Origin of the sequence: Georgenia daeguensis (assembly GCF_039537705.1) — a bacterium.
GTDB classification, from domain to species: Bacteria; Actinomycetota; Actinomycetes; order Actinomycetales; family Actinomycetaceae; genus Georgenia; species Georgenia daeguensis.
Map to the genome: position 1 here is coordinate 24349 of NZ_BAABBA010000015.1, position 26567 is coordinate 50915.

Annotated in this window: 27 protein-coding genes; 15 read left to right on the forward strand and 12 right to left on the reverse strand. The window is 74.4% G+C overall.

The annotated features are described in order from the left end of the window. The first annotated feature begins 41 nt into the window (after positions 1 to 41). The 4 genes from narH (at position 42) to ABD774_RS14465 (ending at position 4732) form a co-directional block, all read left to right on the forward strand. Entirely contained in the window at positions 42 to 1862 is a 1821-nt protein-coding gene (narH, locus tag ABD774_RS14450; protein ID WP_345042540.1) for a nitrate reductase subunit beta, read from the forward strand. Then, the gene (gene narJ / locus ABD774_RS14455; protein WP_345042543.1) at positions 1859 to 2557 is read left to right on the forward strand and encodes a nitrate reductase molybdenum cofactor assembly chaperone; all 699 of its coding nucleotides are present in this window, start codon (positions 1859 to 1861) and stop codon (positions 2555 to 2557) included. The genes narH and narJ overlap by 4 nt, the downstream gene beginning before the upstream one ends. Beyond that, on the forward strand, positions 2554 to 3333 hold the full coding sequence (gene narI / locus ABD774_RS14460) for a respiratory nitrate reductase subunit gamma (protein ID WP_345042545.1): 780 nt from the start codon (positions 2554 to 2556) through the stop codon (positions 3331 to 3333). Before narJ ends, narI begins: the two co-directional genes overlap by 4 nt. A gap of 280 nt (positions 3334 to 3613) precedes the next feature. Beyond that, the gene (locus tag ABD774_RS14465) at positions 3614 to 4732 is read left to right on the forward strand and encodes a maleylacetate reductase (RefSeq protein ID WP_345042548.1); all 1119 of its coding nucleotides are present in this window, start codon (positions 3614 to 3616) and stop codon (positions 4730 to 4732) included. A 66-nt stretch (positions 4733 to 4798) separates the two neighbouring features. Here the strand turns inward: ABD774_RS14465 and ABD774_RS14470 are convergent, their stop codons facing one another. Together ABD774_RS14470 and ABD774_RS14475 are read right to left on the reverse strand one after the other, a co-directional pair. Further along, the gene (locus ABD774_RS14470) at positions 4799 to 5494 is read right to left on the reverse strand and encodes a hypothetical protein (RefSeq protein WP_345042550.1); all 696 of its coding nucleotides are present in this window, start codon (positions 5492 to 5494) and stop codon (positions 4799 to 4801) included. After that, the gene (locus tag ABD774_RS14475) at positions 5491 to 5856 is read right to left on the reverse strand and encodes a PadR family transcriptional regulator (protein WP_345042552.1); all 366 of its coding nucleotides are present in this window, start codon (positions 5854 to 5856) and stop codon (positions 5491 to 5493) included. The genes ABD774_RS14470 and ABD774_RS14475 overlap by 4 nt, the downstream gene beginning before the upstream one ends. Positions 5857 to 5994: 138 nt before the next feature. Here ABD774_RS14475 and ABD774_RS14480 point away from each other — a divergent pair, with 138 nt between their 5' ends. The 7 genes from ABD774_RS14480 to ABD774_RS14510 all read left to right on the forward strand — a co-directional run bounded on the left by ABD774_RS14480 (position 5995) and on the right by ABD774_RS14510 (position 13378). Next, complete coding sequence (locus ABD774_RS14480; protein WP_345042555.1) at positions 5995 to 6423, forward strand: TOBE domain-containing protein; 429 nt, start codon at positions 5995 to 5997, stop codon at positions 6421 to 6423. Then, positions 6420 to 7220 carry an LLM class flavin-dependent oxidoreductase gene (locus tag ABD774_RS14485; protein ID WP_345042557.1) on the forward strand — a complete coding sequence of 267 codons (801 nt, stop codon included), beginning with the start codon at positions 6420 to 6422 and terminating at the stop codon, positions 7218 to 7220. The genes ABD774_RS14480 and ABD774_RS14485 overlap by 4 nt, the downstream gene beginning before the upstream one ends. Beyond that, positions 7217 to 8071 (forward strand): molybdate ABC transporter substrate-binding protein, encoded by an 855-nt coding sequence (gene modA / locus ABD774_RS14490; protein WP_345042559.1) that lies wholly within the window; start codon positions 7217 to 7219, stop codon positions 8069 to 8071. Before ABD774_RS14485 ends, modA begins: the two co-directional genes overlap by 4 nt. Before the next feature lie 47 nt (positions 8072 to 8118). Next, positions 8119 to 8895: an ABC transporter permease gene (locus ABD774_RS14495; RefSeq protein WP_345042749.1), complete on the forward strand. Its 777-nt coding sequence runs from the start codon at positions 8119 to 8121 to the stop codon at positions 8893 to 8895. Then, positions 8892 to 10001, forward strand: a complete 1110-nt coding sequence (locus ABD774_RS14500; protein ID WP_345042562.1) for a sulfate/molybdate ABC transporter ATP-binding protein — start codon at positions 8892 to 8894, stop codon at positions 9999 to 10001. The genes ABD774_RS14495 and ABD774_RS14500 overlap by 4 nt, the downstream gene beginning before the upstream one ends. 129 nt (positions 10002 to 10130) lie before the next feature. Then, positions 10131 to 11933 carry an aa3-type cytochrome oxidase subunit I gene (gene ctaD / locus ABD774_RS14505; protein WP_345042564.1) on the forward strand — a complete coding sequence of 601 codons (1803 nt, stop codon included), beginning with the start codon at positions 10131 to 10133 and terminating at the stop codon, positions 11931 to 11933. 74 nt (positions 11934 to 12007) lie between these two features. Continuing rightward, positions 12008 to 13378, forward strand: coding sequence for a hypothetical protein (locus ABD774_RS14510; RefSeq protein WP_345042567.1), 1371 nt, complete (start codon positions 12008 to 12010; stop codon positions 13376 to 13378). Here the strand turns inward: ABD774_RS14510 and ABD774_RS14515 are convergent. The 4 genes from ABD774_RS14515 to ABD774_RS14530 all read right to left on the reverse strand — a co-directional run bounded on the left by ABD774_RS14515 (position 13295) and on the right by ABD774_RS14530 (position 15417). Then, complete coding sequence (locus tag ABD774_RS14515) at positions 13295 to 13831, reverse strand: hypothetical protein (RefSeq protein WP_345042569.1); 537 nt, start codon at positions 13829 to 13831, stop codon at positions 13295 to 13297. The genes ABD774_RS14510 and ABD774_RS14515 overlap by 84 nt on opposite strands. Continuing rightward, positions 13828 to 14373, reverse strand: coding sequence for a DUF4352 domain-containing protein (locus ABD774_RS14520; RefSeq protein ID WP_345042572.1), 546 nt, complete (start codon positions 14371 to 14373; stop codon positions 13828 to 13830). Before ABD774_RS14520 ends, ABD774_RS14515 begins: the two co-directional genes overlap by 4 nt. Beyond that, complete coding sequence (locus tag ABD774_RS14525) at positions 14370 to 14984, reverse strand: hypothetical protein (RefSeq protein WP_345042574.1); 615 nt, start codon at positions 14982 to 14984, stop codon at positions 14370 to 14372. The genes ABD774_RS14520 and ABD774_RS14525 overlap by 4 nt, the downstream gene beginning before the upstream one ends. Positions 14985 to 15072: 88 nt before the next feature. Then, on the reverse strand, positions 15073 to 15417 hold the full coding sequence (locus tag ABD774_RS14530) for a DUF488 domain-containing protein (RefSeq protein WP_345042577.1): 345 nt from the start codon (positions 15415 to 15417) through the stop codon (positions 15073 to 15075). A gap of 384 nt (positions 15418 to 15801) precedes the next feature. Here ABD774_RS14530 and ABD774_RS14535 point away from each other — a divergent pair, with 384 nt between their 5' ends. From ABD774_RS14535 to ABD774_RS14550, 4 genes are all read left to right on the forward strand, one after another. Next, positions 15802 to 16287 (forward strand): OsmC family protein, encoded by a 486-nt coding sequence (locus ABD774_RS14535; protein WP_345042579.1) that lies wholly within the window; start codon positions 15802 to 15804, stop codon positions 16285 to 16287. Positions 16288 to 16478: 191 nt separating this feature from the next. After that, complete coding sequence (locus ABD774_RS14540; RefSeq protein ID WP_345042581.1) at positions 16479 to 17183, forward strand: ABC transporter ATP-binding protein; 705 nt, start codon at positions 16479 to 16481, stop codon at positions 17181 to 17183. Then, positions 17180 to 18502, forward strand: a complete 1323-nt coding sequence (locus ABD774_RS14545) for an FtsX-like permease family protein (protein WP_345042583.1) — start codon at positions 17180 to 17182, stop codon at positions 18500 to 18502. Before ABD774_RS14540 ends, ABD774_RS14545 begins: the two co-directional genes overlap by 4 nt. Before the next feature lie 78 nt (positions 18503 to 18580). Then, on the forward strand, positions 18581 to 18817 hold the full coding sequence (locus tag ABD774_RS14550; protein ID WP_345042586.1) for a hypothetical protein: 237 nt from the start codon (positions 18581 to 18583) through the stop codon (positions 18815 to 18817). A gap of 3 nt (positions 18818 to 18820) precedes the next feature. Here the strand turns inward: ABD774_RS14550 and ABD774_RS14555 are convergent, their stop codons facing one another. The 6 genes from ABD774_RS14555 to ABD774_RS14580 form a co-directional block, all read right to left on the reverse strand. Further along, the gene (locus ABD774_RS14555; protein WP_345042588.1) at positions 18821 to 20728 is read right to left on the reverse strand and encodes a DUF429 domain-containing protein; all 1908 of its coding nucleotides are present in this window, start codon (positions 20726 to 20728) and stop codon (positions 18821 to 18823) included. 95 nt (positions 20729 to 20823) lie between these two features. Then, positions 20824 to 21945 (reverse strand): bifunctional 2-methylcitrate synthase/citrate synthase, encoded by a 1122-nt coding sequence (locus tag ABD774_RS14560; protein ID WP_345042590.1) that lies wholly within the window; start codon positions 21943 to 21945, stop codon positions 20824 to 20826. 53 nt (positions 21946 to 21998) lie between these two features. After that, positions 21999 to 22901, reverse strand: coding sequence for a methylisocitrate lyase (gene prpB / locus ABD774_RS14565; RefSeq protein ID WP_345042593.1), 903 nt, complete (start codon positions 22899 to 22901; stop codon positions 21999 to 22001). Then, positions 22901 to 24427, reverse strand: coding sequence for an MmgE/PrpD family protein (locus ABD774_RS14570; RefSeq protein WP_345042595.1), 1527 nt, complete (start codon positions 24425 to 24427; stop codon positions 22901 to 22903). Before ABD774_RS14570 ends, prpB begins: the two co-directional genes overlap by 1 nt. Next, entirely contained in the window at positions 24424 to 25119 is a 696-nt protein-coding gene (locus ABD774_RS14575) for a GntR family transcriptional regulator (RefSeq protein WP_345042597.1), read from the reverse strand. Before ABD774_RS14575 ends, ABD774_RS14570 begins: the two co-directional genes overlap by 4 nt. A 398-nt stretch (positions 25120 to 25517) precedes the next feature. Then, positions 25518 to 26546, reverse strand: coding sequence for a hypothetical protein (locus tag ABD774_RS14580; RefSeq protein WP_345042600.1), 1029 nt, complete (start codon positions 26544 to 26546; stop codon positions 25518 to 25520). Positions 26547 to 26567 lie beyond the last annotated feature (21 nt).

Genomic DNA, 26567 nt, shown 5'->3' on the forward strand with positions numbered 1-26567 from the left:
AACTCCGCAGCGAGGTACGAGCGAAGGGGGAGCGTGACCCTATGAAGGTCATGGCGCAGATGTCGATGGTGATGAACCTCGACAAGTGCATCGGGTGCCACACGTGCTCGGTCACGTGCAAGCAGGCGTGGACCAACCGCACCGGCATGGAGTACGTGTGGTTCAACAACGTCGAGACCCGCCCCGGGCTCGGCTACCCGCGCACGTACGAGGACCAGGAGACGTGGGGCGGCGGCTGGGTCCGCACCAGGCGCGGCAAGCTCAAGCTTCGCGCGGGCGGGCGGCTCAAGAAGCTGGCCACGATCTTCTCGAACCCCAAGCTGCCCACGATCCACGACTACTACGAGCCGTGGACCTACGACTACGACATGCTGCTCTCCGCCCCGGCGGACACCCGGCACACCCCGGTCGCACGGCCGAAGTCGCTGCTGACGGGCGAGGACACGAAGATCACCTGGTCGGCGAACTGGGACGACGACCTCGGCGGCTCCCAGGAGATCGCCGCGCAGGACCCGCTCCTGAAGCACATGAGCGAGCACGTGGCCATGGAGTTCGAGAAGACCTTCATGTTCTACCTGCCGCGCATCTGCGAGCACTGCCTCAACCCCTCCTGCGTGGCCTCCTGCCCGTCCGGCGCGATGTACAAGCGCGTCGAGGACGGCATCGTGCTCGTGGACCAGGACCAGTGCCGTGGATGGCGCATGTGCGTCACCGGGTGCCCGTACAAGAAGGTCTACTTCAACCACAAGACCGGCAAGGCCGAGAAGTGCACGCTGTGCTACCCGCGCATCGAGGTGGGCCTGCCCACCGTGTGCTCGGAGACGTGCGTCGGGCGGCTGCGCTACCTCGGCCTCGTGCTCTACGACGCGGACCGCGTGGGCGAGGCCGCCGCCGTCGAGGACGAGCACGACCTCCTCGCCGCCCAGCGGTCCGTCTTCCTGGACCCGCACGACCCGGCCGTCATCGAGGCGGCGCGCCGCGACGGCATCGCGGAGGACTGGATCGCCGCCGCGCAGGCCAGCCCGATCTGGAAGCTCATCAGCGAGTACGAGGTGGCCCTGCCGCTGCACCCCGAGTACCGCACGCTGCCGATGGTCTGGTACATCCCGCCGCTGAGCCCGGTGGTCGACGTCGTCACCTCCTCGGGCAACGACGGCGAGGACGCCAGGACGCTCTACACGGCCATCTCGACGATGCGGATCCCGCTGGAGTACCTCGCCGAGCTCTTCTCCGCCGGCGACACCCGCCCCGTGGAGAAGACCCTGCGGCGCCTGGCGGCGATGCGCTCGTACATGCGCGACATCAACCTCGGCCACGAGCCGCAGGAGGAGATCGCCGCCGCCGTCGGCATGACCGGCACCGAGGTGCGCGAGATGTACCGGCTGCTGGCGATCGCGAAGTACGAGGAGCGCTACGTCATCCCCTCCGCGCACGCCGAGACGGCGGCCGGGCTCGAGGAGATGGCCTGCTCGCTGGACTACGAGGGCGGCCCCGGCATGGGCGGGGCCGGACCGTTCGGCTCCTCGTCCGGCCACCCCGCGCCGGCCAGCGTGGAGACGTTCCACGCGCTGAAGTCGCGCCAGACGGCCGACGACCCGCACGTGCCCACCGGGCCGTCGCGGGTGAACCTGCTCAACTGGGACGGGCGCGGGGCGGCCGGGCTGTTCCCGCCGGCGGAGGAGAAGCCCCCGGGCGCCGTCGCGGTGGCCGACCCCGACGCCGCACCCGGCACCTTCGCCGACGACCCGAACCCGGGCGGCTTCCCCGGGGTGGCGCACGGCGACGGACCCATGTCGCCCGCCGACGCGGGCGGCCCGGCCGAGGACGGCGCCGCCGGCGCGGGCGAGGAGGGACGGCGATGAGCGGCTTCCTCCGCGTGCCCGGCCTCGAGCCGCTCGCGCCCGTGAGGGTCACCGACCGCGAGCGCGCGCTGGCCTGCATGGCCGCGTCCGTCCTCCTCGACTACCCGGACCCGGACCAGGCCGGGCGGCTGGAGGCGGTGCGCTCCGGCGTCGCGGGCCTGCCCGAGCCGGTCCGGTCCCGGCTCGAGGGTTTCGTCGACCACGCCCGCTCGCAGGACCCCCAGGCGCTGGCCCGGGCGTACGTCGACACGTTCGACCTGAAGCGCAAGTGCTCGATGTACCTGTCCTACTTCGTCACCGGCGACACCCGCCGCCGGGGCACGGCCCTCGTGCGGTTCGTCGAGGCCTACCGGGCGGCGGGGTGGGAGGTCGGCCGCAACGAGCTGCCCGACTTCCTCCCGATCGTCCTGGAGTTCACCGCGGTGGGCGACGCCGAGCTCGGCACCGCGCTGCTCGCCGCGCACCGCGAGGGCGTGGAGGTGCTGCGCTCGGCGCTGACGTCCCTGCACAGCCCGTGGGCGGCGGTGGTCGAGGCGGTGTGCCTGGTGCTGCCGCGGCCGAGCGCCGACGTCGAGGACCGTCTGCTGCAGCTGATCACGGCCGGTCCCCCGACCGAGATGGTGGGCCTGAACGCGCTCGGCCCGCTGGAGCCCTACGCCCCCGGCGGGGCCCGGAACGAGGAGGTGCGGGCATGAGTGCGACCACCACGCTGCTGTGGGTCGTCTTTCCCTACGTGTCGATGGCGGTGTTCGTCGTCGGCCTGGTGTGGCGGTACCGGTACGACAAGTTCGGCTGGACCACGCGCTCGTCCGAGCTCTACGAGAAGACGCTGCTGCGCCTGGGCTCGCCCCTGTTCCACTTCGGGATCATCTTCGTCGCGCTCGGCCACTTCATGGGCCTGCTCATCCCCAAGGACTGGACCGAGGCGGTGGGCTTCCGCGAGGTGGCCTACCACTTCATCGCCACGTACATGGGCTCGGTGGCCGGCCTCATGACGCTCGTGGGACTGGTGCTGCTCATCTACCGCAGACGCGTGACCGGGCCGGTCTTCCTGGCCACCACCCGCGTGGACAAGTTCATGTACGTCATGCTGGCGATCCCGATCCTGCTGGGCATGTGGGCGACCGTGCAGACGCAGATCCTCGGCGAGGCCCACGGGTACGACTACCGGGAGACGATCTCGCCCTGGCTGCGCTCGCTGTTCTACTTCCAGCCCATGCCGGAGCTCATGGCTGACGTGCCGCTGCCGTTCAAGCTGCACATCGCCGCGGCGTTCCTGCTCTTCATGATCTGGCCGTTCACGCGGCTGGTGCACGCGTTCTCGGCGCCGGTGCAGTACTCGACCCGGCCGTACATCGTCTACCGCTCCCGGGAGGAGTCGCACGCGACCGGCTCGCGCGATCCGCGCCGCGGCTGGGAGCCGAGCGTGGCACCGCGGGAGCGCCGTCGCCGCACCAGCACGAACACGTAAGCCCTCCAGCCGCCCGCCCCCCGGCCCCAGGCCCAGCCCCAGCCCCAGCCCCAGCCCCAGCCCCAGCCCCAGCCCCAGCCGAGAACGCCCTAAGTGCTCATCGGTCCGCATGGACCAGCACTTAGGGCATTCTCGGCGCGGTGGCGCGGTGGCGCGGCGACGCGGCGGGGCGCGGGCGCGTCGGCTGCGTCCCACCTCGGCACCGTTCGGGCCATGATGGGAGGAGCGGCGGCCGCACGTGGGCCGGTGGCTGCCGAGGCCGAGCACGAGGAGGTACCCGGTGGAGTTCACCTACGAGACGTCACCCGCACGCGTCGTCTTCGGGCGCGGCACCGTGCGCACCGCGCTCCCGGACGAGATCGCCCGGCTCGGCGCGGACCGCGTCATGGTGGTCACCGGCGCGTCCCACCAGGCGCTCGCGCACGCCTCGGTGGAACCGTTCGCCGACGCGGTGGTCTCGTTCTTCACCGAGGTCGAGGAGCACGTACCGGTGGCGGTCGCTCAACGCGCCGTGGCCCGCGCCCGGGAGGCCCGCGCGGACCTGCTCCTCAGCATCGGCGGCGGCTCGACCACCGGCACCGCCAAGGTGGTAGCGCGCGAGCTAAGGGTGCCGATCCTCGCCGTGCCGACGACGTACTCGGGCTCGGAGGCGACGCCGGTGTGGGGCACCACCCGGGAGGGGCGCAAGGAGACGGGCACCGACCCGGCGGTCCGGCCGCGCACGGTCGTGCTGGACCCCGACCTGACCGACCGGCTCCCCCGCGACCTCGCCGTCGGCTCCGGGCTCAACGCGCTCGCCCACGTGGTGGAGGCCCACTGGGCGCCCGGCGCCAACCCGATCAGCTCGGCCATGGCCGACGAGGCGATGCGCTCCCTCGCCTCCGGCCTGCGCGGGATCGGCCCCGAGAGCCTCGCCCGGGCACAGGCCCCCGAGAAGGCCCTGACGGACCCCGTCTCGGTGTGGGCGGGCAGCCCGACCGCGGCCGGCGAGCTCCTGCTGTACGGCGCCTACCTCGCCGGTGCGACCTTCGCCTCCACCGGCTCGGGCCTTCACCACAAGATCTGCCACGTCCTCGGGGGCGCGTTCCGCCTCCCGCACGCGGCCCTGCACGCCGTCCTCCTGCCGCAGGTCCTCGCCTTCAACGCCCCGGCCGTGCCCCGCGTGGCGGCCCGGATCGCCCGCGCGCTCGAGGCCGAGGAGGCCGTCTCCGGGCTGCGCGGGCTCGCCGCCTCGATCGGCGCACCGCGGACCCTCGCCCAGATCGGCCTGCTCTACCGGCAGCTGGACGAGGCGATCGACCGCGTCAGCGCCGCGCTGCCGGTCGACAACCCGCGCCCGGTCGGCAAGAACGAGATCCGCGCCATCCTCACCGCCGCCTACGGTGAGGACGCCGGCTGAGCGGAGGCGGGCGCCCGCTCGCAAACTGCGCAGGACCCCGCGCCGGCCGAGCGGAGGCGGGCGTCGTCACGTCAGCGATGCAAGCGCCCAGGCCAGCCCCATCAGGGCGACGGTGCCGACCGGCAGCAGCCACGTCGTCGCCGCGAAGCGACCGGTCCGCCGGCCCTCCGCCACCGGGCTGACGACCGGGTCGGCCGGCACCCCGCCGAGGTGCTCCCACAGGGCCGTCCCGATCACCAGGACGAGGCCGGCCCCGGTCACCACCAGCGCCGGGAGGTGCGCGAGCGTCACGGTGAGCACGAGAGGCGCGGCCACCACGCCCGCGAGCCCCAGCGCCGCGACCCCTCCCGCGAGCCACGGACGCTCCAGCACCGTGCGCAGGTGCCGCAGCAGCAGCGGGGCGACGAGCACGAGCGCGACGGCGGCAACGACCCGGCCGACCGTGATGGCGACGGTCTCACCGTCGAGCCAGGACGTGAAGCCCCACAGCGCCAGGAACATGCCCACCAGACCGCCCCCGGTGGCGAGCAGCATCCCGGCGAGCCGCACGTCCTGGGCGGGCAGCCCGAGGCTGCGCGCGTACTCCGCCGGGTCCCCGAAGGCGGTGCGGGCGTCCTCCCCGGACTCGGCGCAGTGCGACCGCACCTGCTCGAGCGCGTCGCCGATGTCCCGCCCGGAGACGTCGAGGAGGCGCAGCTCCACGACGAGGTCCGTCTCCCACTCGGTACCAACCTGGCGCCCGCTCGTCCGCCTGCTGCTCATGCTCGTGCCCCTCCTGGGGTGTTGGGACGGGACATGCCCGTCAGGTGCCGTTCGACCGCCGTGCTGAACGCCGACCAGCGGGTCACGAGCGCGGCGTGCTCCGCCCGGCCCGCCGCGGTCAGCTGGTAGTACTTCCGTGCCGGGCCGCCCTCACCGGTGCGCCAGCTCGTCTCCACGAGCCCGGCCTTCTCGAACCGCGTGAGCAGCGGATAGAGGGTGCCGCCCTTGATGGTCCCCAGGCCGGCCTCCTCGAGCTGGGACGCGATGGCGTACCCGTAGCTCGGCCCCTGCGTGAGCGTCTCGAGCACGCACACCTCCAGGAAGCCGCGCAGCCACTCGCCGGGCCAGTTCTCTCCGCTCACGAGTAGACAGTGGCACTACTTAGTCAGTCTGTCTACCTAGCACCCCGGGCCCGGCCTGCCGGGGCGTCGGCTGGCAATCGACGTCGCGCGCGACGATTCGGCGCCGTAAACCGCATCTGCGGGTCTACGATTCCTTGCGTGCCGCACTATCGGATCAGCGAGGCAGCGGAGCTGCTCGGCGTCAGCGACGACACCGTCCGCCGCTGGGTCGACGACGGGCAGCTGAAGGCCGTCCCGGACCCCGTCGGTCGCAAGGTGGTCGACGGCGCCGCCCTCGCCCGCCACGCCCAGGCCCTCGCCGCCCGCTCCGCGACCCAGGGGCGGGACGACGGCGTGGGCCGGTCGGCACGGAACCGCTTCACCGGCCTGGTCACGCGCGTGGTCGCCGACGGCGTCATGGCGCAGGTCGAGCTCCAGTGCGGCCCCTACCGGGTGGTCTCGCTGATGAGCAGCGAGGCGGCCACGGAGCTCGGGCTCGAGCCCGGGTCCCTGGCCACCGCCGTCGTCAAGGCCACGAACGTCATCGTGGAGACGCCGCCGGCCCGCCCCCGCGGGGGCAAGGCATGAGCCTCGACCCGGCGCGCCTCGGGTACGGCATCACGGGCGACCTCGACGCGGACGTGGTGCGCGGCCTCGCGCCGGCGGTGGAGCGGGCGGGCCTGCGCACCCTGTGGGTCAACCACCCCGCCCGCGGTGACGCGCTCGCCACCATGGCCGTGGCCGCGGGGGCCACGACCACCCTCCGGATCGCGTCGGGCGTGCTGCCGGTGGACCACCTGCCGCCCGGGGAAATCGTGCGGCGGGTGCGCGAGCTCGAGCTGCCGACGGACCGGGTGGTCCTCGGCGTCGGCGCGAGCGCGCGGCCCAGCCCGCTCACGACCGTGCGCGAGGCCGTCAGGACGCTCACCGACGGGCTCGGCGTCCCGGTGGTGGTCGGGGCCCTCGGGCCGCGGATGCGGCGCCTCGCCGCGCGGGAGAGCGCGGGCCTGCTGCTCAACTGGCTCACGCCGTCCGCCGCCCGGGGCGCCGTGGCGGACAAGGACCGCGACGTCGCCGGTCTCGGCACGGACGCCGCGGTCGCGCTGTACGTCCGCTGCGCCCTCGGGGACCGGGCGCACGCCGTCGCACGCCGCGAGGCCGACCGCTACGCCGGCATCCCGTCCTACGCGGCGAACTTCGCCCGCCTCGGGTTCGACGCGCTCGACGCCGCCGTCCTCGCCGACACGGCTGCGGAGCTGCGCGCCCGGCTCACCCCGTACGCGGAGGTCCTCGACGAGACGGTGGTCCGTGCGGTCACCGCCACCGGCTCCCTCGAGGAGCACCTCGCGCTGGTGGAGGCCGTGGCAGCCGGGGCGCCGTCGTGACGGGCAGGACGGCAGCCCGGACCCGGCGCCGGACCTGGATCGGCGGACGGGTCTCCCGGGCTCTCGGCGTCGCCCTCGCCGCCGCGGCGACGGCGGCCCTCGCCGCCTGCACCGCCGTGGACTCCGCACCCGAGTCCGGCTCGGCCGACGGCACCGGGCCCGGCGGGAGCGGCGCGGGCGTGGAGACCGAGCTCACCGTCTTCGCGGCCGCCTCCCTGGTGGACGTCGCCGAGCGGGTGACCCAGGCGGTCCAGACGCAGCACCCGGACCTCACCGTGGTCATCTCGGTGGCCGGCTCCTCCGACCTCGTCTCCCAGGTCGTCTCCGGGGCCCCGGCCGACGTCCTGGTGACGGCGGACGAAGCCACCATGGCCCGCGCCGTCGAGGCGGACGCCGTGGAGCAGCCGGCGGTCGTGGCGCTGAACCATCCCGCCCTGGTCGTCCCGTCCGGCAACCCGGCGCAGGTCACGGGGCTGGACGGCTCGCTCGAGGACGCCGTCCTCGTCGTGTGCGCGCCGCAGGTGCCGTGCGGGTCCGCGGCCACCGAGCTGGCGAAGCTCGCCGGCACCACCCTGGCCCCCGCGAGCGAGGAGCTCAGCGTCACCGACGTGCTCGGCAAGGTCACCTCCGGGCAGGCCGACGCGGGCATCGTCTACGCGACCGACGCCCGCCGGGCCGGGGACGCCGTCGAGCTGGTTCCGGTCCCCGGGGCCGCGGACGTCACCAACCGGTACCCGGCCGCCGTCGTCGCCGGGACGGACGCGCCCGCGGCGGCCCGGGCCTGGCTGGCGGTCCTCACGGGCGAGACCGGCCGGCAGATCCTCGCCGACGCCGGGTTCGGGCTGCCGTGACGACGGCGACCTCACGGACCGGGCACCTGCCCCGCACCGTCCTCGTCATGGCGGCCGCGGCCGTGCTCGTGGTCGTCGTGCCGGTGCTGGGGCTGCTCTGGCGGGTCCCGTGGTCGCGCTTCCCGGAGCTCGTCACCTCCGAGGCGTCGCTCGCGGCGCTCGGGCTCAGTCTGCGCACCTCCGCGGCGGCCACCGCGCTGTGCGTGCTCCTCGGCGTGCCGCTCGCGCTGGTGCTCGCCCGCTCGAGCCTGCCGGGGCTGCGCACGCTGCGCACCGTGGTGCTGCTCCCGCTGGTCCTGCCGCCGGTCGTCTCGGGACTGGCGCTGCTGACGACGCTCGGCCGCACCGGACTCCTCGGCGCTCGGCTCGAGGCGGCCGGCATCTCGGTCGCGTTCTCCACCACCGCGGTCGTCTTCGCGCAGACCTTCGTCTCCCTGCCCTTCCTCGTGCTCTCGCTCGAGGGCGCCGCCCGGACCGCGGGCACCCGGTACGAGGCCGTGGCGGCCACCCTGGGCGCCCGGCCCGGCACGGTGCTCCGGCGCGTGACGCTGCCGCTGCTCCTGCCGGCGCTCGGCACCGGCACCGCGCTTGCCTTCGCCCGCTCGCTGGGCGAGTTCGGCGCCACCCTGACCTTCGCCGGCTCGCTGCAGGGCGTGACCCGCACGCTGCCGCTGGAGATCTACCTCCAGCGGGAGACCGACCCCGACGCCGCGGTGGCGCTGGCCGTGGTGCTCCTCGCCGTCGCCGCCCTGATGGTCCTGCTCACCCAGGGCGGCGCCGGGCGGCGGAGCGTGGCGCGTCGGCGGGACGGAGTCCCGCGATGACGCCGTCGCCCGGCCGGGCGCGGGCGGACGCAGCGCCTGCGCTGGCCGTGCGCGCCGCGGTGCCCGAGCGGGACGTGGACCTCGACGTCGAGGTGCCGCCCGGCGAGGTGGTCGCGGTGCTCGGCGCGAACGGCGCGGGCAAGTCCACCCTCCTCGCCCTGGCCGCGGGCATCATCCGGCCCGGGTCGGGCACCGTCCACGTCGGCGGCCGGGCGGTGGCCGACGGCGCCCGCTGGGTTCCCCCGCACGCCCGCCGGGTGGCGCTCCTCGCGCAGGAGCCCCTGCTCTTCCCGCACCTGGACGCCCTGGGCAACGTCGCGTTCGGGCCCCGCGCCGCGGGCACCCCGCGGCGGGAGGCTTCACGGCGGGCCCTCGAGCTGCTCGAGCAGGTGGGGGCCGGGCACCTGGCCGGACGCCGCCCCGCGGAGCTCTCGGGCGGGCAGGCGCAGCGGGTCGCCCTCGCCCGGGCGCTGGCCCCCGGGCCCGACGTCGTGCTGCTGGACGAGCCGCTCTCGGCCCTGGACGTCGGGGCCGCCGCCGAGCTGCGGCAGGTGCTGCGCCACGTGCTGCGGGAGGCCGGGCGCGCCGCGGCGCTGGTGACCCACGACCTCCTGGACGTCCTCGCCGTGGCCGACTCCGTCGTCGTGCTCGAGGCGGGCAGGGTCGTGGAGCGCGGCCCCGCGCTGGAGGTCCTCAGCCGGCCGCGCTCGGCGTTCGCCGCCCGGCTCGCCGGGGTCAACCTCGTCGCCGGGACGCTGGCCGGGGCCGGCGGGGAGGCGGTGGTGCGCACCGGCGACGGGCTGGAGCTGCACGGACTGCCCGACCCGGCCTGCGAGCCCGGTACCGCCGTCGCCGCCACGTTCTCCCCGCGCGCCGTCTCGGTCCACCGCGCCCCGCCCGGCGGCAGCCCGCGCAACACCGTGCCGGTCACGCTCGACGCGCTGGAGCTGCAGGGGGAGCTCGTCCGGGTGCGCGGGGCGACGCCGGGGGGTCACCGGCTCGCGGCAGACATCACTCCCGGCTCGGTCGCCGCGCTGGACCTCGCCCCCGGCGCCCGGGTGCTGTTCACCGTCAAGGCGGCGGAGGTCTCCATCTACCCGGCATGAGCGCCGGCGCCGGCAGGGCGGCGCGGACGGTCCGGCCGACGGGCAGTCGGGGCCGGCGAACCGTTGCACACGCCGTCGATCAGGGGCACCCTGGGCGGAACGGGTTTCCGGCTCCTTCTGGAGGGCACCATGGCCCTGACGACGTCGTCACGAACCAAGCGCGCCGCTCCCCTGCCCGGCCTGCGCCCGGACCGGCAGAGCTGGGGCAAGACCCTCGTCACGTGGATCACCTCCACCGACCACAAGGTCATCGGGTACATGTACCTGACGTCGTCGTTCGTCTTCTTCATGATCGGCGGCGTCCTCGCGATGCTCGTCCGCACCGAGCTGTTCACGCCCGCCCTTGACCTCGTGCAGTCCAACGAGCAGTACAACCAGCTCTTCACCATGCACGGCACGATCATGATGTTCCTGTTCGCGACCTCGCTGTTCACCGGGTTCGCGAACGTCATGGTGCCGATCCAGATCGGTGCGCCGGACGTGGCGTTCCCGCGGCTGAACATGGTGTCGTACTGGCTCTACCTCTTCGGCGGGCTGATGGTGGTCTCCGGCTTCCTCACGCCCAAGGGGGCTGCGAGCTTCGGCTGGACCGCGTACACCCCCCTGTCGAACCCGATGTTCTCCCCCGGGCTCGGCGGTGACCTGTGGGTCCTCGGCCTCGCGATGACCGGCTTCGCGACCATCTTCGGCGCCGTCAACTTCATCGCCACGATCATCACGCTGCGCGCCCCCGGCATGACGATGTTCCGGATGCCGATCTTCACCTGGAACACCCTCATCACCTCGCTGCTGGTGCTCATGGCGTTCCCGGTGCTCGCGTCCGCGCTGTTCGGACTGGGGATCGACCGGATCCTCGGAGGGCAGATCTACAACCCCGACTTCGGCGGCGCACTGCTGTGGCAGCACCTGTTCTGGTTCTTCGGCCACCCCGAGGTCTACGTCATCGCCCTGCCGTTCTTCGGCATCATCTCCGAGATCATCCCCGTCTTCTCGCGCAAGCCCATCTTCGGGTACAAGGGCCTAGTCTTTGCCACCATCGCCATCGCGGCGCTGTCGATGACCGTGTGGGCGCACCACATGTTCACCACCGGCGGCGTGATGCTGCCGTTCTTCTCGCTGATGACCATGCTCATCGCGGTGCCCACGGGCGTGAAGTTCTTCAACTGGATCGGCACGATGTGGCGCGGGCAGCTCACGTTCGACGCCGGCATGCTCTTCACCCTCGGCTTCCTGGTGACCTTCCTCTTCGGCGGCCTGACGGGCATCGTCCTGTCCAGCCCGGCGATGGACTTCCAGGTCCACGACACCTACTTCGTCGTCGCCCACTTCCACTACGTCGTCTTCGGCACCGTGGTCTTCGCGATGTACGCGGGCTTCCACTTCTGGTGGCCGAAGTGGACCGGGCGGATGCTGGACGAGCCGCTGGGCAAGATCAGCTTCTGGATGCTGTTCATCGGGTTCCACACCACGTTCCTCGTCCAGCACTGGCTCGGGGCGCAGGGGATGCCGCGCCGCTACGCCGAGTACATGCCGGAGGACGGGTTCCAGCTGTACAACCAGATCTCCACGGTGGGCGCCTTCCTCATCGCCCTGTCCACGCTGCCGTTCCTGTGGAACGTCTACATCACCCAGCGCGGGCCGCGCACCGTCTTCGTGGACGACCCCTGGGGCTTCGGCAACTCCCTCGAGTGGGCCACCGGGTGCCCGGTGCCGCGGCACAACTTCACCGTGCTGCCGCGGATCCGCTCCGAGCGCCCGGCCTTCGACCTCCACCACCCGGAGGTCGCGATGATGGACGTCTCCGAGCCCAACCGTGACGTCCTCGACTCGATGTACGCAGGCCCCGAGGTCCGCGGCCGCGAGGACCTGCTCGACCGGCTCGGCGGCCCCCAGACGCCGCACCCGCCGAAGCGGGGCGAGGAGATCCCCTGACCCGCGCGACGCAGGGAGCTCCCACCTCCGGACCCTCGGCGTCCTGAACGCGGACCGCGGGATAGCCTGACCCCGTGCAGGAGCCGACCGACCCGCGCGAGGAGCCCGACGGCGGCGTCCGCCTCCGCCCGGACGTGCTGCGCGCCGGCGGAGCCGTCGTCGCCGACGCCGGGCGCCTGCTCCGGGTGCACTGGCCGGCGCTGCTGCTGCTCGCAGTCGTGGGCGTGCTCGCGCGTGAGCTTCTCCTCGAGGCCGCCGTGGTCGTCTCGCGCGCCTCGTCCGTGCTCAGTCAGCTCGTCCTGGCGCTGGCGCCCTTCGCGCAGCTGCTCACCGTGGTCGGGATGCTGCTCGTCATGCGCCGGCGCGGCGCCGGCGAACGGCCGGTGCTCGCGCTGGTCACGGGCGCCGCCGCGGTCATGCTGCCGTTCCTCGTCATCTACGAGCACTACGGCAACCTGGCCGACGACGTCGTCACCTTCGGCGCCGGGACCGCGGACGACCTCGTCGCCACGATCACGGCGCCCGGCGCCGGCGACGGCGAGATCGCCAGCCGCCTGCCCGCCGGGACGTCCCTGACCGTCCTCACGTCGGTGGCGGTCGCGCTCGTCCTGCGCCGCCTCCTCGACCGGCTCGCCTCCCGCGCGGGCTCGGACGGACGCCGCTCGTCGCTGCGGCTGGCCGCCGGGTACTGCGAGGTGGTGTGGCTGGTGCTCGGCGCCTACGTCGTCACCGTGCTGGCCGACGGCGCGAGCACCTGGTGGAGCACCCGCCGCGTGGGGGCCGGCCTCGCCACCTGGTGGGAGTCGGTCACCATCACCTGGCCCACCCTGGGGACGGTGGCGGAGACCGCCGCGTCGGGCGCCGGCCTGCTGCTCGCGGCGGCGGCGACGGCGTTCCTCGTGCCGCTGGCCTGGCTCGCCCTGGCCGCGATCATCTACGGCGTGCAGGCCGCACGCGTCCTGACCGCCCGCGACCTGCACGGTGCCCGCGTGGCGGGCCGCGCCGTCGGCCTGCTCGGGGACGTGCGCACCGACCGCGCGCTGCGCCTGGCCACCGACCCCGGGCGCCGCTACGGCGCGGTCCTCGGCGCCACGGTGCTCGTGGTCCGGGCCGGGTGGCAGCCCATCCTGATGTTCTGCCTCGCGTTCCTGCTCGCCGACAACGCCGCGGTCGTCGTCACCGAGCTGGCCCGGGCCGTCGTCGGGCCGCAGACGCTGCTGGCGTGGTCGGCGCTGCTGCCGGTGGTCGACACGGCCGGCACGGTGCTCGCGCGCGTCCTCACCCTCGCCCTGGTGGCCTCGGCGGTCGACTCCCTGCTGCGCAACCTCGGCCTGCCGGGCGGGCTGCGCCTGCCGCCCCGGTCAGAGGGGCAGGGCGAAGAGCTCCGGCCCCAGCCCGAGCTCGCCGGTGCGCGAGCTCGTCAGGTCGAGGCGGGCCGGCTCTGACCCCTCCGGCAGGACGAACCAGGCCTCCGTCGACGGCTCGGTGCCCTCCTCGGCGCCGCCGCAGGAGAGCGACGACATCACCGGCGCGCCGGGGATGTCCGGCACCTGGCCGGGCGTGGTGAAGACCCGACCCTCGCCGTCGAGCAGGCGCACGTCGCAGTACCGCACCTCCTCCAGGTCAGAGCGCACCTCGATGCTGATTCGCCACACGTCGTAGCCCTCCGGCGGGTGCCAGGGCTCGCCGGTGAACGAGTCGGTGAGCTCCTCCACCCGGGACAGCTCGACCAGCCGCACTGCCGTTCCCTCGATGGCGGCCCAGCCCTCCGCGCCGGGCAGGACGGCCCGGTGCGGCTCGCGGACCCACCAGCCGTCGCGGGCCTCGGCCGAGACCGTCCAGCCCAGGGCGGCGAGGGCGGGGACGAGCAGGACGAGGGCGGCGCGGTGGGCTCTCACGGCGTCTCCAGCGTGGTCGGCCGGGGCTCGAGCTCCGCGCCGACGGCGCCCGCCAATCTCACGGGCACCTCCGCGACCGCGGAGAGCTGCGGGACGGCGAGGGTGGAGGCGCGCAGCGTCAGGGCGCCGAGCGTGCTCTCGGGCACCTCGAAGATCACCTCGGCACGCACCGGTGAGGACGGTTGCGCAGTGCCCGGCGCGTTGGGGCTGAGGCGCCGGGTGGCGTCGTAGCTGCGACCCTCGCCGTCGACCAGCTGGAACGCGCCGACGTCGAGCGGGCGGTCCCCGCCGGTGACGGAGAGGTCGACGGCGACCCAGACGCCGCCGGTGGTGAGGCTCCCGCCGTACCCGTCGGCCAGGCCGCGGGCCGCGCGGGCGGAGTGCACGGTGACGCTGCCGGGCCACAGGGCGGCGGGCCGCCCCTGCTCGCCCGCCGTGACGAACGGGCGGGTGGCGGGCCAGGCGCGGTCGGCGTGGTTGACGAGCAGACCGCCGGCGACGACGAGGACCGCGAGCGCCGCCACCGTCAAGCGGTCCCTCACCACGGCTCCTCCACGAGCACCTCGGGGATCTCGGCGCCCGCGGGCACGACCGTGCGGGCGACGGGCTCGGGGCCGGCCCACACGTCCCGCAGGTAGATGGGGCTGTAGTACGACTCGGACCCGAGCAGCGTGATCGGCAGCGGGTCGGGGACGTCCGCGGGGTCACGCACCGCCCACAGGAACGCGACCTCCTCGGGCAGGCCGGGGTGGGCCTGGGGCAGCTGCGTGCCGTCGCGGAGCAGGACCTCCATGTCGGGCTCGGCGGCGAGCGTGGTGCCGGGCGGCGGCTGCATCATGCTCGGCAGCACCTCCACGGTCTCGTCGCCCGCGGCCTCGACCCGCGCGCGCACCACCAGCCAGGCGGCGGCGCCGGCCGACTCGAGCCGCACCGTCTCGACCTGGTCGGTGACGAGGTGGTCGATCACCGTGACCTCGACCCGACCGAGATCCACGGGCCGGCCGGCGGGGAGGTCGGGCAGGTCCGTGGTGCCGGCCGCGCGGAACCCGCCCGCCGCGGCGGTGAGCGCGAGCGCGACGACGACGACGCCCGCGGCCACCAGCGTCGCGCGTCCCCGGCGGGTACCGAGCAGCCGTCGGTGCAGCGGATGCATGGTTTCGGTCGTCCTCCCTCGTCAGGAGGTTAGCGCCGAAGGCGGACGGAGGGCGTCCGTGTCCGGCGGCGGTGGCGACGCCCGGGCGTCAGCGCAGGAGCTCGGCCAGCACGACCGCCTGGTTGTGCTCGGCGTCCCGCGCCCCGTAGAGCAGGGTCACCCGCGGGTGCTCGCGCACCGCCGCGCGCAGCTCCTCGGCCGCCGGGTTGCCGGCCAGCTCGGCCCGGTAGCGGCGCGCGAACTCCTCGAACCGCTCGGGGTCGTGCCCGAACCAGCGGCGCAGCTCGGTGGAGGGGCCGACCTCCCGCAGCCAGAGGTCGACGTGGGCGTCGGCCTTGCGGATCCCCCGCGGCCACACGCGGTCCACGAGCACCCGGAAGCCGTCGTCGTCGCCGGGCGGGTCGTAGACCCGCGCGAGGAGCACGGTACTCATGGGCCGAGTGTGCCGCGGAAGGGCACCGTGGTCACGCGACCGGGTCGGCCGCGCCCGGCGCCCGGCCCGCGCAGCGGCTACCGCCACCGCCGGTGCGGCGCAAGTGGTCGGGGGGACGCGTCCGACCGGTGGGACCGCCCGAGGGTGCCGTCTCGCCCTGCCGCCCACCCCTTCCCGCGCGGTGACCGCCGTCGCTAGCGTCCCACGCAACCCGTCCGGGACGACCAGGAGAGGAGCGGACCGATGAGCGAGCGAACCGTCCGCCGGGTCGCAGGGCGCCGAATGCTCGGCCGCGCGCCACGCCGCTGACGCGACGCAGGCGCGCGGTGCCCCGGCCCCCGGCGCGGACCTCGCGCCGCCGAACCTCCTCGAACGGAACCCACGATGACCACCACGACCACCATCACGACCGACCCGACGCCGCGCCTCGCCGACTTCACGGCGACCGGCTCCTGGCGCGGCAGCTTCTCCACCGACGTCGCCGCACGCCACTTCGCCTTCACCGTCGCCGAGCCCGAGTCCCTGGGCGGCACCGACGAGTCCGCCAACCCGATCGAGTACCTGCTCGGCTCCCTCAACGGGTGCGTGAGCGTCGTCGTCGAGACGGTGGCCAAGGAGCTCGGCATCACCGTCGGGGCGCTCTCCACCCACGCGACCGGCTCGATCGACCTGCGCGGGTTCCTCGGGACCGCCGACGTCTCGCCGCACTTCCAGCAGCTCACCCTCACGCTCACGCTCACCTCCGACGCCCCGGCCGAGGCGCTGGACGAGCTGCGCGCCCAGGTGCTGCGCCGGTGCCCGGTGCTGAACCTGATCAAGGACGCCGGTGTCGACCTGCGCGAGGAGTGGGAGTTCCTGCCCGCCTCCTGATCCACGGAACCTCTCCCCCGCGCCCCCGGTGAGATGACATCTCACCGGGGGCGCTCGAGGCGCGACGCCGGGAGGACGCCCCTCCACGACCGGAGGTGGACGGGGAGGGGCGACGGCGGACGGAGGGTCCGCGGGGACGTCGCGACCGGAGGCCGACGCGGGGCCGCCCGCCGCGGCGGCAGCCTGGTGACATGTCACGACCACGCGACCTCGTCGCCCACGCCCTCACCAAGATCTACGGGTCGGCCTCCTCCGCCACGACCGCCCTCGCCGGCGTCGACCTCGTCGTCCGGGCCGGCGAGTCGGTCGCCGTCATGGGGCCCTCCGGCTCCGGCAAGAGCACGCTGCTGCACTGCCTCGCCGGGGTCGTGCGTCCCACGTCCGGCGAGGTCGTCTGGGACGGCCGGCCGATCGGGTCCCTGCCCGACGCGCCCCGGACCGCCCTGCGCCGCACCGACTTCGGCTTCGTCTTCCAGTCCGGTCAGCTCCTCCCCGAGCTGCCCGCCGAGGAGAACGCCGCGCTGCCCCTGATGCTTCGCGGCGTGCCGCGCGCCGAGGCGGTGACGGCCGCGCGCGAGTGGCTGGCCTGGCTCGGCCTGCGCGGGATGGAGACCCGCCGCCCCGGAGAGCTCTCCGGCGGCCAGGCGCAGCGCGTCGCCGTCGCCCGGGCGATGGTGGCCTCGCCCGGCGTCATCTTCGCCGACGAGCCCACCGGGGCCCTGGACCAGGCCTCCGGTCACGGGGTGCTCGAGGTCCTGACCACCGCGGCCCGCCGCACGGGCGCCTCGCTGGTGGTCGTCACCCACGACGAGTCGGTCGCCGCGTGGTGCGGCCGGGTCCTTCACATGCGCGACGGCCGCGTCGTCTCCGAGCGTCGCCCGGCGGTGGCCCCGTGAGGGCGGCGGCGCGCCTGTGGTGGCTGCTGCGCCGCCGGGACGCGGGACGCTCCGACCCGCAGCGGCTGACGGCGGTGCTCGCCGTCGTCGCGTTCGCGGTCACCACCGCCCTCCTGCTGGTGGTCCTCGGCGGCCTCGGGGCCTTCCTCGCCCGCGCGGAGCACGCCCTGCCCGGCGACCCCGACGGTTTCTACGCGCTGCTCGCCGGCACGGCCAGCGCCCTGCTCGCCGTACCTCTGGTCACCCTCGGCGGCGCGGCGTCCCGCCTGGCCGTCGCCCGCCGGGACGCACGCCTCGCCGCGCTGCGTCTGGCCGGTGCCACCACGGGGCAGGTGGGGCTCCTCACCGTCCTGGACGCCACCGCGCAGGCCCTCGCCGGCGCGGTGCTCGGCGTGGTGGGGTACGGGGCGCTGCTGCCCGCGGTCGCTCTCCTGCGGTTCCAGGGCCGCACCTTCCGCCTCGCCGAGCTCGTCGTGCCCTGGTGGCTGGTCCTGGCGGCGGTCGTGGGCATCGCGCTCGTGGCGCTCGTCTCGGCGGTGACGAGCCTGCGCGGCGTGGCCATCGACCCGCTGGGGGTGGCCGCCCGCACGACCCCCGGGCGCCTGCACTGGTCGCGGGCCCTGCCGCTGGTGCTCATCGCGGCGGCCTTCGCGGTGATGGTGCTCCTCGGTCTCGCGCAGCTCGCCGTGCTCGTGGGCGTCCTGGTCGCCGGGTTCGCCACGCTGAACCTCGTCGGCCCGTGGGTGATGTCCGTCGCGGGCCGGCTGGCGCTGCGCCGCGCGCGGTCCGCGGCCTCGCTCGTCGCGGCTCGCCGGGTGATCGACTCACCCCGGACGGCCTGGCGCAGCGTCGGCGGTGTGGCGCTGGCCACGTTCGTGGCCGGGCTCGCCTCGACCGTCGCCATGTTCGACGCCGACGGGCCGGACGCCGCGGACCAGACAGTCCTGCTCGCGGACCTGGCCACCGGCGGCTTCCTCACCCTCGCCATCGCGGGCGTGCTCGCCGCGGTCTCGACCGCCGTGATGCAGGCCGGCCGGGTGATCGACCAGCGCGGCCAGTACCGTGCGCTCCACCTGGCGGGGACGGACCTGCGCGTCCTCGACGCCGCACGGCGGCGCGAGACGACGATCCCGCTGATGGCCGCCGTCGGGCTCGCCGCGGGCGCCGCCGCGGTGTTCATGCTGCCGGTGGCCGGGATGAGCCTCTTCTCGTCGGCGCCGCTGGTGCTGCGGTTCACCGGCGGGGTGGCCGGGGCGTCGGCGCTGGTGCTCCTGGGGACCGCCGCCAGCCGGCGGGTGGTCCGCACAGTGCTGGCGTGACCGGGCAGACCCACGCGCCGCGGGCACGACCGGTTCACCCGGTGTTCACATATCGGTCGGGGGGCGCATGATGGAGGCATGGCCTCTTCCTCCTCCCGTGCCGGATCGCGTCCCCACCTCCCGAACAGCCCCTTCAACGCCTCACGGGTCGTGCCCGCCGCGGAGCCGATCCCGGTGGGTGCGCAGCTGTGCCACGACCGGCACGGTCTGGGCCGCGTCATCGCGCTCGACGGCGCGACCTCGGTCATCGTCGACTTCGGCAACGGCGACCGGCGCCGGGTCGACATCAACAGCCCCCGGATCGAGCGCCTCTGACGCTCAGCCGCGCAGCTTCTCCAGCCTCGCCCGGAGCGCCTCGGCGCGCCGGGCGTTGCCGTGCAGGGCCACGTACCGGTCGCCGAACACCTCGAGCAGGGCGTCGTCGAGGCGACGCACCGCGCCGGGCGGGTACCGGTAGCCCATCCGCCGGCTGATCGCCGCACTGTCCACGGTGCCCAGCACCTCGCCCAGCTCCTGCAGCGACGCGATGCCCAGCTCGAGGAGCAGGCCCGACACCCAGGCGTAGTGGTCGGTGCGCGACCAGCCCGCCCCCGGGAACCGGCCGGCCAGGAAGGCCGCGAGGTCTTGCGCGCTGATCCGCGGGTCGCCGGCGTCGCCGCGGAGCTGGTGGCCGGTCATGCTCTCCTGGAGCCGGTCCCGGATGGCGGAGAACTCTCGGTCCGCGAGGTCCAGCAGCCCCGCGGCCAGCGTGAAGCGCCGGTCCAGGTCGGGGGCGTACTCCTCGGGCACGGTGCCCTTGTAGCGGATGTCGTGCTCGAACTCGGCCCAGGCGTGCTGCAGCACCGTGCGCACCTGGACCGACGCCGGCCGTCCCGCCAGCCCGGCGTACTGAGGGTCGTGCGAGCGGGCGTCGTCGAGCTGGACGAGGACGTGCTGGCTGGAGTAGCCGAACCGCCCCTCCTGCGCCGTCTCGAGCCCCATGTCGCGGTGGAGCAGGACGGTGAGCTGGTCCCCGAGCAGGTCGACGACGGCCTGGACGTCGCTGACCAGGTAGGTGATCACGCGCACGCCCACCTGGTCGGTGATCTGGTGCAGCGGGTCGGTGTAGACCGGCCGACCGTCGGCGGTGCGCGCGGCCTTGCCCGCGAAGGACGCGACGGACTTCGCGCGGCCCGTGACGGTGAGGTAGTTGATGCCCGCCTCGTCCAGCAGCGAGGTGACGAGCGCGACGTACTTCTCCGTGGCGCGCTCGAGGCTCGGGTACTGCGCGACGTAGGCCTGCACCGCCTCCCGGACGGGGTCGGCGGCGAAGACGTGGGCAGGCACCGCGGCAGCGACCTCGGCCGGCACCGCGGCGGCAACCTCGGCCGGTCCGGCGGCGGTCGCGGCGGGTTCTGCCGCGACGCGCGCGGCGGGCCTCTCGGCGTCGTTCGCGACGTCGGCCGCTGGCTGGTCGCCCGCGGCGGCCCGCGAGACCCGCGGCGCGGGCACGAGCCCCTCGGGGAGGGTGGGCGTGACGATGTAGCCCGTCGCCAGGTCACCGTAGGTGGTCGTGCGCTCGGGGTGGGCGACGGCGAACCGGGCGATGTACGCGCACACGACGGCGTCGATCTGGTCTTCCGCACGGCGCAGCTCGCTCTTGCGCGTCGCTCCCTGGACCTGCGCCACGAGCCGGCGCCAGCCCTCGTGCTCGGTCACCACCATGGGGGTCTCGGCGTCGGCGAGGCCCTCGAGGTGCCCGATCAGCTCGAGCATCGCCGCGCGCAGCTGGGGCACGGTCCGGCCCGGGCGCTGCTTGTACTTCAGCACCCGGCCGAGGCGGAACAGGGCGATCGTCGCCGGGTGCGGGTAGACCTCGATGGCCCGGCGGGGACGGCGGGAGGCGGGGTTGATGTCGAGACCCAGCGCCTTCGCCAGGCGCGCCCCGCGGGGCGTCTGCGCGAACTCCGGCTTGCCGGTGTTGGCGGGGTGCGCGCCGGCGTCGAAGCGGGCGAAGTCCCGGTTGAGCGCCGCCTCGCACGGGCGGTTGCCCGTGGCGTTGACGACGACGAGCGGGGCGTCGATCGCCACGAGGACGGGCGTCTCCCGGTGGTCCGCGAGGGCGGCGACGATCGACTCGTCGGTGTCGTGCGCCGAGAGGTGGACCAGGCGTCCGCCGTCGTCCACGACGGCGAGGCCGGTGGGGCGGACCTCGCCCCAGGCGAGGTCGATGCCGATGTAGTGCATGGTGACACTCTGCCCTGCCGCACGGCGTGCGGGTGACGGCGGCCCGCCGGGCCGTCGCGCCAGGCGCGGACGGGCCGGGGAGGGCCGCCGCCGGGTCAGAGGTGGCGCTCGTCCGGCCCGTGGTAGGCGCTGAGCGGGCGGATGAGGGCGTTGGACGCCAGCTGCTCCATGATGTGCGCGGTCCAGCCGGTGATCCGGGCCGCCACGAAGAGCGGGGTGAAGGTCTCCGTGTCGAAGCCCATCAGGTGGTAGGCGGGGCCGGAGGGGTAGTCCAGGTTGGGCTGGATGTTCTTCCGCTCGACCATCGCCCGCTCGAGGGTGTCGTACAGCGCGGCGAGGTCGGGCCGGTCGTAGTGCGCGACCAGGGTGTCCAGGGCGGCCTTCATGGTGGGGACCCGGGAGTCGCCGTGCTTGTAGACGCGGTGCCCGAAGCCCATGATCTTGCGCTTCTCCGCCAGCGCGCGGTCCAGCCAGGCCTCGGCGTTCTCGGCGGTGCCGATCTCGTCGAAGACGTGCATGACGGCCTCGTTCGCCCCGCCGTGCAGCGGGCCCTTGAGCGCGCCGATCGCGCCGACGACGGCGGAGTAGAGGTCCGAGAGCGTCGAGGTGATCACCCGCGCGGTGAAGGTCGAGGCGTTGAAGGAGTGCTCCGCGTAGAGGATCAGGGAGACCCGGAAGGCGTCGACGACGACGTCGGCGGGCACCTCCCCGAACGTCATGTGCAGGAAGTTCTCGGTGTACCCCAGGTCCTCACGCGGCTCGACGAGCTCCTGCCCGCGGCGACGCCGCTGGTCGTAGGCGACGACGGCGGGGATCTGGGCGAGCAGCCGCACGGACTTGGCGTAGTTGGCCTCCGGGGAGGCGTCCTCGGCCGCGGGGTCGGTGGCCCCGATGACCGACACGGCCGTGCGGAGCACGTCCATCGGGTGCGCGGTGGTGGGCACGAGGTCGATCGCGGCGCGCACCTCGGGGGCGAGGGCACGCTGGGTGCGGCCGGCCTCCTCGAGGGCGGCGAGCTGCTCGGGGGTGGGCAGCTCCCCGTGCCAGAGCAGGTAGGCGACCTCCTCGAAGGTGCACCGCGCGGCGAGCTCCTGGACGGGGTAGCCGCGGTAGAGCAGGGAGTTGGTGTCGGGGTTGACCTTGGAGATGGCGGTCGTGTCGGCGACGACGCCGACCAGCCCCTTGCGGATCTCGGGCTCGGTCTGGGTCTGGCTCATGTCTCGCTCCTTCGCGGGCAGTGGCTGCAGAAACGGGTTCGGTCGGCGGGCTGTCAGTCGGTGCGGACGGTGAAGTTGAAGATGCCGGTGTCGAAGTGGTTGTACGCCTCGTAGTCGAGGAGCTCGTAGAGCCGCGCGCGGTGCTGCATGTTCCCCAGCTCCGAGCTCAGGGATCCCTCGCGGCGGATGGTCTCCAGGCCCCGTTCGGCGGCCCCCATCGCCAGGCGCAGGAGCGAGACCGGGAAGATGACGATGGCGACGCCGGCGTCGGCCAGCTGCTCGGTGGTGAACAGCTCGGACTTGCCGAACTCGGTCATGTTGGCCAGCACGGGCACGTCGACGGCGGACGCGATGGCCTCGAACTCGGCCAGGTCACGCATGGCCTCCGGGAAGATCGCGTCCGCCCCGGCGTCCACCAGCGCCCGGGCACGGTCGGCCGCGGCGTCGAAGCCCTCGACCCCCCGGACGTCCGTGCGGGCCATGATGAGCAGGTTGGGGTCGCGGCGGGCGTCGGCGGCGGCCCGGATGCGCTTGACGGCGGTGCCGGTGTCGACCACCTGCTTGCCGTCGAGGTGGCCGCACCGCTTGGGGTTGACCTGGTCCTCGATGTGCAGGCCGGCCACCCCGGCGTCCTCGAGCGCCTGGACGGTGCGGGCGACGTTCATCGGCTCGCCGAAGCCGGTGTCCGCGTCCACCAGGGCCGGCAGGTCGGTCACCCGCGCGATCTGCTGGGACCGGCCGGCCACCTCGGTCAGGGTGGTCAGCCCGATGTCGGGCAAACCCAGGTCGGCGGAGAGCACGGCGCCGGAGATGTAGACGCCGTCGAACCCCTTGTCCTGGATCAGCTTCGCCGAGAGGGGGTTGAAGGCGCCGGGGAAGAGCAGGGTGTCGCCGGAGGCGAGCCGCTCGCGGAGGCGGGCGCGCTTGTCGGCGGCGGTGGTGGCGGAGTACAGCATCAGAAGATCCCCTCGGGAACGGTCACGGTGTCGAGGTAGCCCTCCGGGGCCACCACGGTCAGCTCGGCGAGCTCGGCCGCACCGAGCTCGGGCAGGCGCTGGGCGACGTCGAGGAACCGCTCGATCTCCGCCGGCTCCAGCACGCCGTCGGCCAGGGTGCGGAACTTGGCCACGTACTGCTCGCGGCCGAAGGGCCGGGCCCCCAGCGGGTGCGCGTCGGCCACGGCGATCTCCTCCACGATCCGCCCGCCGTCGGCCAGGGTGATCTCCAGCCGGCCGCCGAAGGCCTTCTCCGCGGGGTCCGCCGAGTGGTAGCGGCGGGTCCACTCCGGGTCCTCCGCCGTCGTGATCTTGCGCCACAGGGCCACGGTGTCCGGGCGGGCGGCCCGCTCGGGGGCGTAGGAGCGGACGTGGTGCCAGGCGCCGTCCTGCAGGGCGACGGCGAGGATGTAGGGGATCGAGTGGTCCAGAGTCTCGCGGGAGGCGGTCGGGTCGTACTTCTGCGGGTCGTTCGCGCCCGAGCCGATCACGAAGTGGGTGTGGTGCGAGGTGTGCAGCACGATCGAGGTGACGTTGTCGGCGTCGCGCAGGAACGGGTAGTGGGTGCCGATCCGGCGGGCCAGGTCGATGAGCGCCTGGGCCTGGTACTCCGCGGAGTGCTCCTTGGTGTAGGTGTCCAGGATCGCGGTGCGCGGCTCTCCGGGCCCGGGCAGGACCACGTCGTAGGCGGCGTCGGGGCCGTCGAGCAGCCAGGCGACGACGCCGTCCTCGCCCTCGTAGATCGGCGTCGGGGAGGTCTGGCCGCGCATGGCCCGGTCCACGGCCTCGACCGCCACCTTGCCGGCGAACGCCGGGGCGTAGGCCTTCCAGGTGGAGATCTGACCCTTGCGGGACTGCCGGGTGGCGGTCGTGGTGTGCAGGGCCTGCCCGATCGCGTGGAACACCACCTCGGTGTCGAGCCCGAGCAGCGTGCCGATCCCCGCGGCCGCCGAGGGGCCGAGGTGGGCCACGTGGTCGATCTTGTGCTGGTGCAGGCTGATGGCCTTGACCAGGTCCACCTGGATCTCGTAGCCGGTGACGATGCCGCGCACCAGCTCGCGCCCGGTCAGGCCCCGCCGCTGGGCCAGGTGCTGGGCGACGGCGAGGATCGGCGGGATGTTGTCGCCGGGGTGGGAGTACTCCGCGGCGAGGAAGGTGTCGTGGTAGTCCAGCTCGCGCACCGCCACCCCGTTGGCCCACGCCGCCCACTCGGGGCTGACCCGGGTGGCGAGCGGGGCGCCGAAGACGGTCGAGCCGGGGCTGTAGGGGTGGGCCAGCGCCTGGGCGCGGGCCGCCGCCGGGGGCGTGCGCACCAGCGACGCCGTGGCCACCGCCGCGTTGTCGATGACCCGGTTGACCACCATCTCGGTCACCGCGTCGGTGACCTCGACCGGGTCGGTGGCGAGCTCGGCCAGCTTCCAGGCGAGCTGCTCCTCGCGGGGAAGGTTGTCGGCGCTGGGGTGGACACGGAGGTGGTGGGTGATCACCGGGATGCTCCAAGGGTGAGGGCGGGTTCGGGTCGTGACGGGTCGGGCGCCCGGCCGTCGGCCAGGCTGGTGAGGATCGTGGTCAGGCTCGCGCGCAGGTGGACGGCGGTGGCCTGGGCGGCCAGGGTCTCGTTGCCGTCGGCGATCGCCTCGACGATGAGCAGGTGCTCGTGGGCGGCACGCACGAGCCGGTCGGGGTTGTCCCGGGAGAGCCGCCGGGCCCGCGCCACGTGGGTGCGCAGCGAGGCGAGCGAGCGCAGCAGGTACGGGCTGGCGGCCGCCTCGTCGATCGCGGCGTCGAGCTCGGCGACGAGCGCGTAGTAGGCGCGCCGGTCCGGGTCCTCGGTGCTCAGCAGCGCGGGCGCCTCGGCGAAGCGGTCCCGCAGGGCGGCGAAGGTGGCACCGCTGCGCCGGCGCGCGGCGAGCCGGGCGGCCTGGGTCTCGAGGGCCTCCCGCAGCTCGAAGAGGTGCTCGACGTCGGCCGCGCGCAGGTCCGAGACGACGAGGGTGCGTCCCTTCCCGACGACGGCGAGCCCGTCGGCCGCCAGCCGGCCGAGGGCCTCCCGCAGGGGTGTGCGGGAGACGCCGAGCCGGTCCGCCTGCTCGACCTCGGACAGTACCGCGCCCGGGAGCAGGCGCCACGAGACGATGTCCTCCCGGAGGGACTCATAGACCCGCTCGCTCGCGCGCACAGGCTCACCGTAGCCCCACGACGACGGTTTGTATACAAAGTGCGGGCCTGACCGGGGATGCGACGACGTTTCGGGTCTTTCTGCACACAAGCGCTTGCTCGACTGCAGTGCCGGGCGCGTGCTGTGCACGGGGGGCGGCGCGGGTGCACGGGGCCGGGTGCGGGTGCACGGGGCCGGGTGCGGGTGCACGGGGCCGGGTGCGGGTGCACGGGGCCGGGTGCGGGTGCACGGGGCCGGGTGCGGGCGCACGGAGCGCGATCGCCCCGCCCCCAACGTCAGCGCCGTCGAGTGCGACGTTTTTCACCTTACGGCGCCGTTATTACGCGGATTACGTCGCACTCGACGCGAAGAGAGGGAGTCGGCCAGCGTCGGGAGTGCTGGTAGGCGTCGAGACGCGCTCAGGGGCCGCGCCGGGGTCCGCCGTCCGCCGGTGGACCGCCCTGCGCCCCTCGGCCGTCCGCCGGTGGACCACCCTGCGCCCCTCGGCCGTCCGCCGGTGGACCACCCTGCGCCGGAGGCTCGGCGCCCCAGGGACGACCCGTACCCGGCGCACCCGGGCCGGTGCCGCTGGAGCGGCCGGGGTCACCGGGCGCACCCGCCAGGGCCGACGGCCCGTACGCCACGGCCGGCGGACGGTCGCGGCTCGCGCCCCGCGCGGCGGCGACGATGAGCGCCACGGCGCCGGCGAGCGCGAGCAGCCCGATCACCAGGGCCGCGACCGCCACCCAGGGCAGCCACGGCAGCGTGGCGCCGACGTCGACCCGGGCGTCGACGCCGGGCTCGGCGTCGGGCGACATGACGACGAGCGCCCACTGCCCCGTCGCCAGCTCGTCGACCTCGAGCGTCTGGACACCGGGGCCGGCAGCCTGCTCGCGCCAGAAGTCCTCCTCCTGCGGCGGTACGGCGGGCGCGCCGCCGTCGTGCTCGACGCTCCACCGGGGCGAGTCCCCCACCTCGTCGTGGTGCACACCGTCGAGGTAGCGCCGCGCCTCGGACGCCGGGGCGATGCCGACGAAGATCTCGCCGCCGTCGAGCGACTGCGCGCGGACGCGCACGTCCCCGAAGAGACGCTGGGGCCAGTCGACCGGCATGCCGACGGTGTTCACCTCGGCATCGCCGAGCAGGACGGCGTACCCCTCGCTCGTGACGTGCTCGCCGGGGCTGGTGACGTAGCCGTCGTCCCGCGCGACGACGTGCAGGAAGCCCATGCCGAGACCGGAGCCGAACGCGCCGAGACCGAAGATGGCGAGCAGGATCCCCAGCAGGACGGCGACGATGCGTGCCCCGCTCCACGCTGACGGGCGCGGCGGCTGGCCCCGATAGGCCTCCGGGCCGTAGCGGACGGCCGACGGCGGAGCGGCGCTACCGGGTGGCCACGGGGTCCCGGACTGGCGGGGCGGTGGAGGGACTGGGCCTGCCGTCGTCATGACGCCACCTCTCGATCGGCC

Coding starts and splice junctions, on each gene's coding strand:
- narH (WP_345042540.1), top strand. CDS start 42: ATGAAGGTCATGGCGCAGATGTCGATGGTGATGAACCTCGACAAGTGC.
- narJ (WP_345042543.1), top strand. CDS start 1,859: ATGAGCGGCTTCCTCCGCGTGCCCGGCCTCGAGCCGCTCGCGCCCGTG.
- narI (WP_345042545.1), top strand. CDS start 2,554: ATGAGTGCGACCACCACGCTGCTGTGGGTCGTCTTTCCCTACGTGTCG.
- ABD774_RS14470 (WP_345042550.1), bottom strand. CDS start 5,494: ATGAGCAGCAGGCGGACGAGCGGGCGCCAGGTTGGTACCGAGTGGGAG.
- ABD774_RS14485 (WP_345042557.1), top strand. CDS start 6,420: ATGAGCCTCGACCCGGCGCGCCTCGGGTACGGCATCACGGGCGACCTC.
- ABD774_RS14495 (WP_345042749.1), top strand. CDS start 8,119: ATGGCGGCCGCGGCCGTGCTCGTGGTCGTCGTGCCGGTGCTGGGGCTG.
- ABD774_RS14500 (WP_345042562.1), top strand. CDS start 8,892: ATGACGCCGTCGCCCGGCCGGGCGCGGGCGGACGCAGCGCCTGCGCTG.
- ctaD (WP_345042564.1), top strand. CDS start 10,131: ATGGCCCTGACGACGTCGTCACGAACCAAGCGCGCCGCTCCCCTGCCC.
- ABD774_RS14525 (WP_345042574.1), bottom strand. CDS start 14,984: ATGCATCCGCTGCACCGACGGCTGCTCGGTACCCGCCGGGGACGCGCG.
- ABD774_RS14530 (WP_345042577.1), bottom strand. CDS start 15,417: ATGAGTACCGTGCTCCTCGCGCGGGTCTACGACCCGCCCGGCGACGAC.
- ABD774_RS14535 (WP_345042579.1), top strand. CDS start 15,802: ATGACCACCACGACCACCATCACGACCGACCCGACGCCGCGCCTCGCC.
- ABD774_RS14540 (WP_345042581.1), top strand. CDS start 16,479: ATGTCACGACCACGCGACCTCGTCGCCCACGCCCTCACCAAGATCTAC.
- ABD774_RS14550 (WP_345042586.1), top strand. CDS start 18,581: ATGGCCTCTTCCTCCTCCCGTGCCGGATCGCGTCCCCACCTCCCGAAC.
- ABD774_RS14555 (WP_345042588.1), bottom strand. CDS start 20,728: ATGCACTACATCGGCATCGACCTCGCCTGGGGCGAGGTCCGCCCCACC.
- ABD774_RS14560 (WP_345042590.1), bottom strand. CDS start 21,945: ATGAGCCAGACCCAGACCGAGCCCGAGATCCGCAAGGGGCTGGTCGGC.
- prpB (WP_345042593.1), bottom strand. CDS start 22,901: ATGCTGTACTCCGCCACCACCGCCGCCGACAAGCGCGCCCGCCTCCGC.
- ABD774_RS14580 (WP_345042600.1), bottom strand. CDS start 26,546: ATGACGACGGCAGGCCCAGTCCCTCCACCGCCCCGCCAGTCCGGGACC.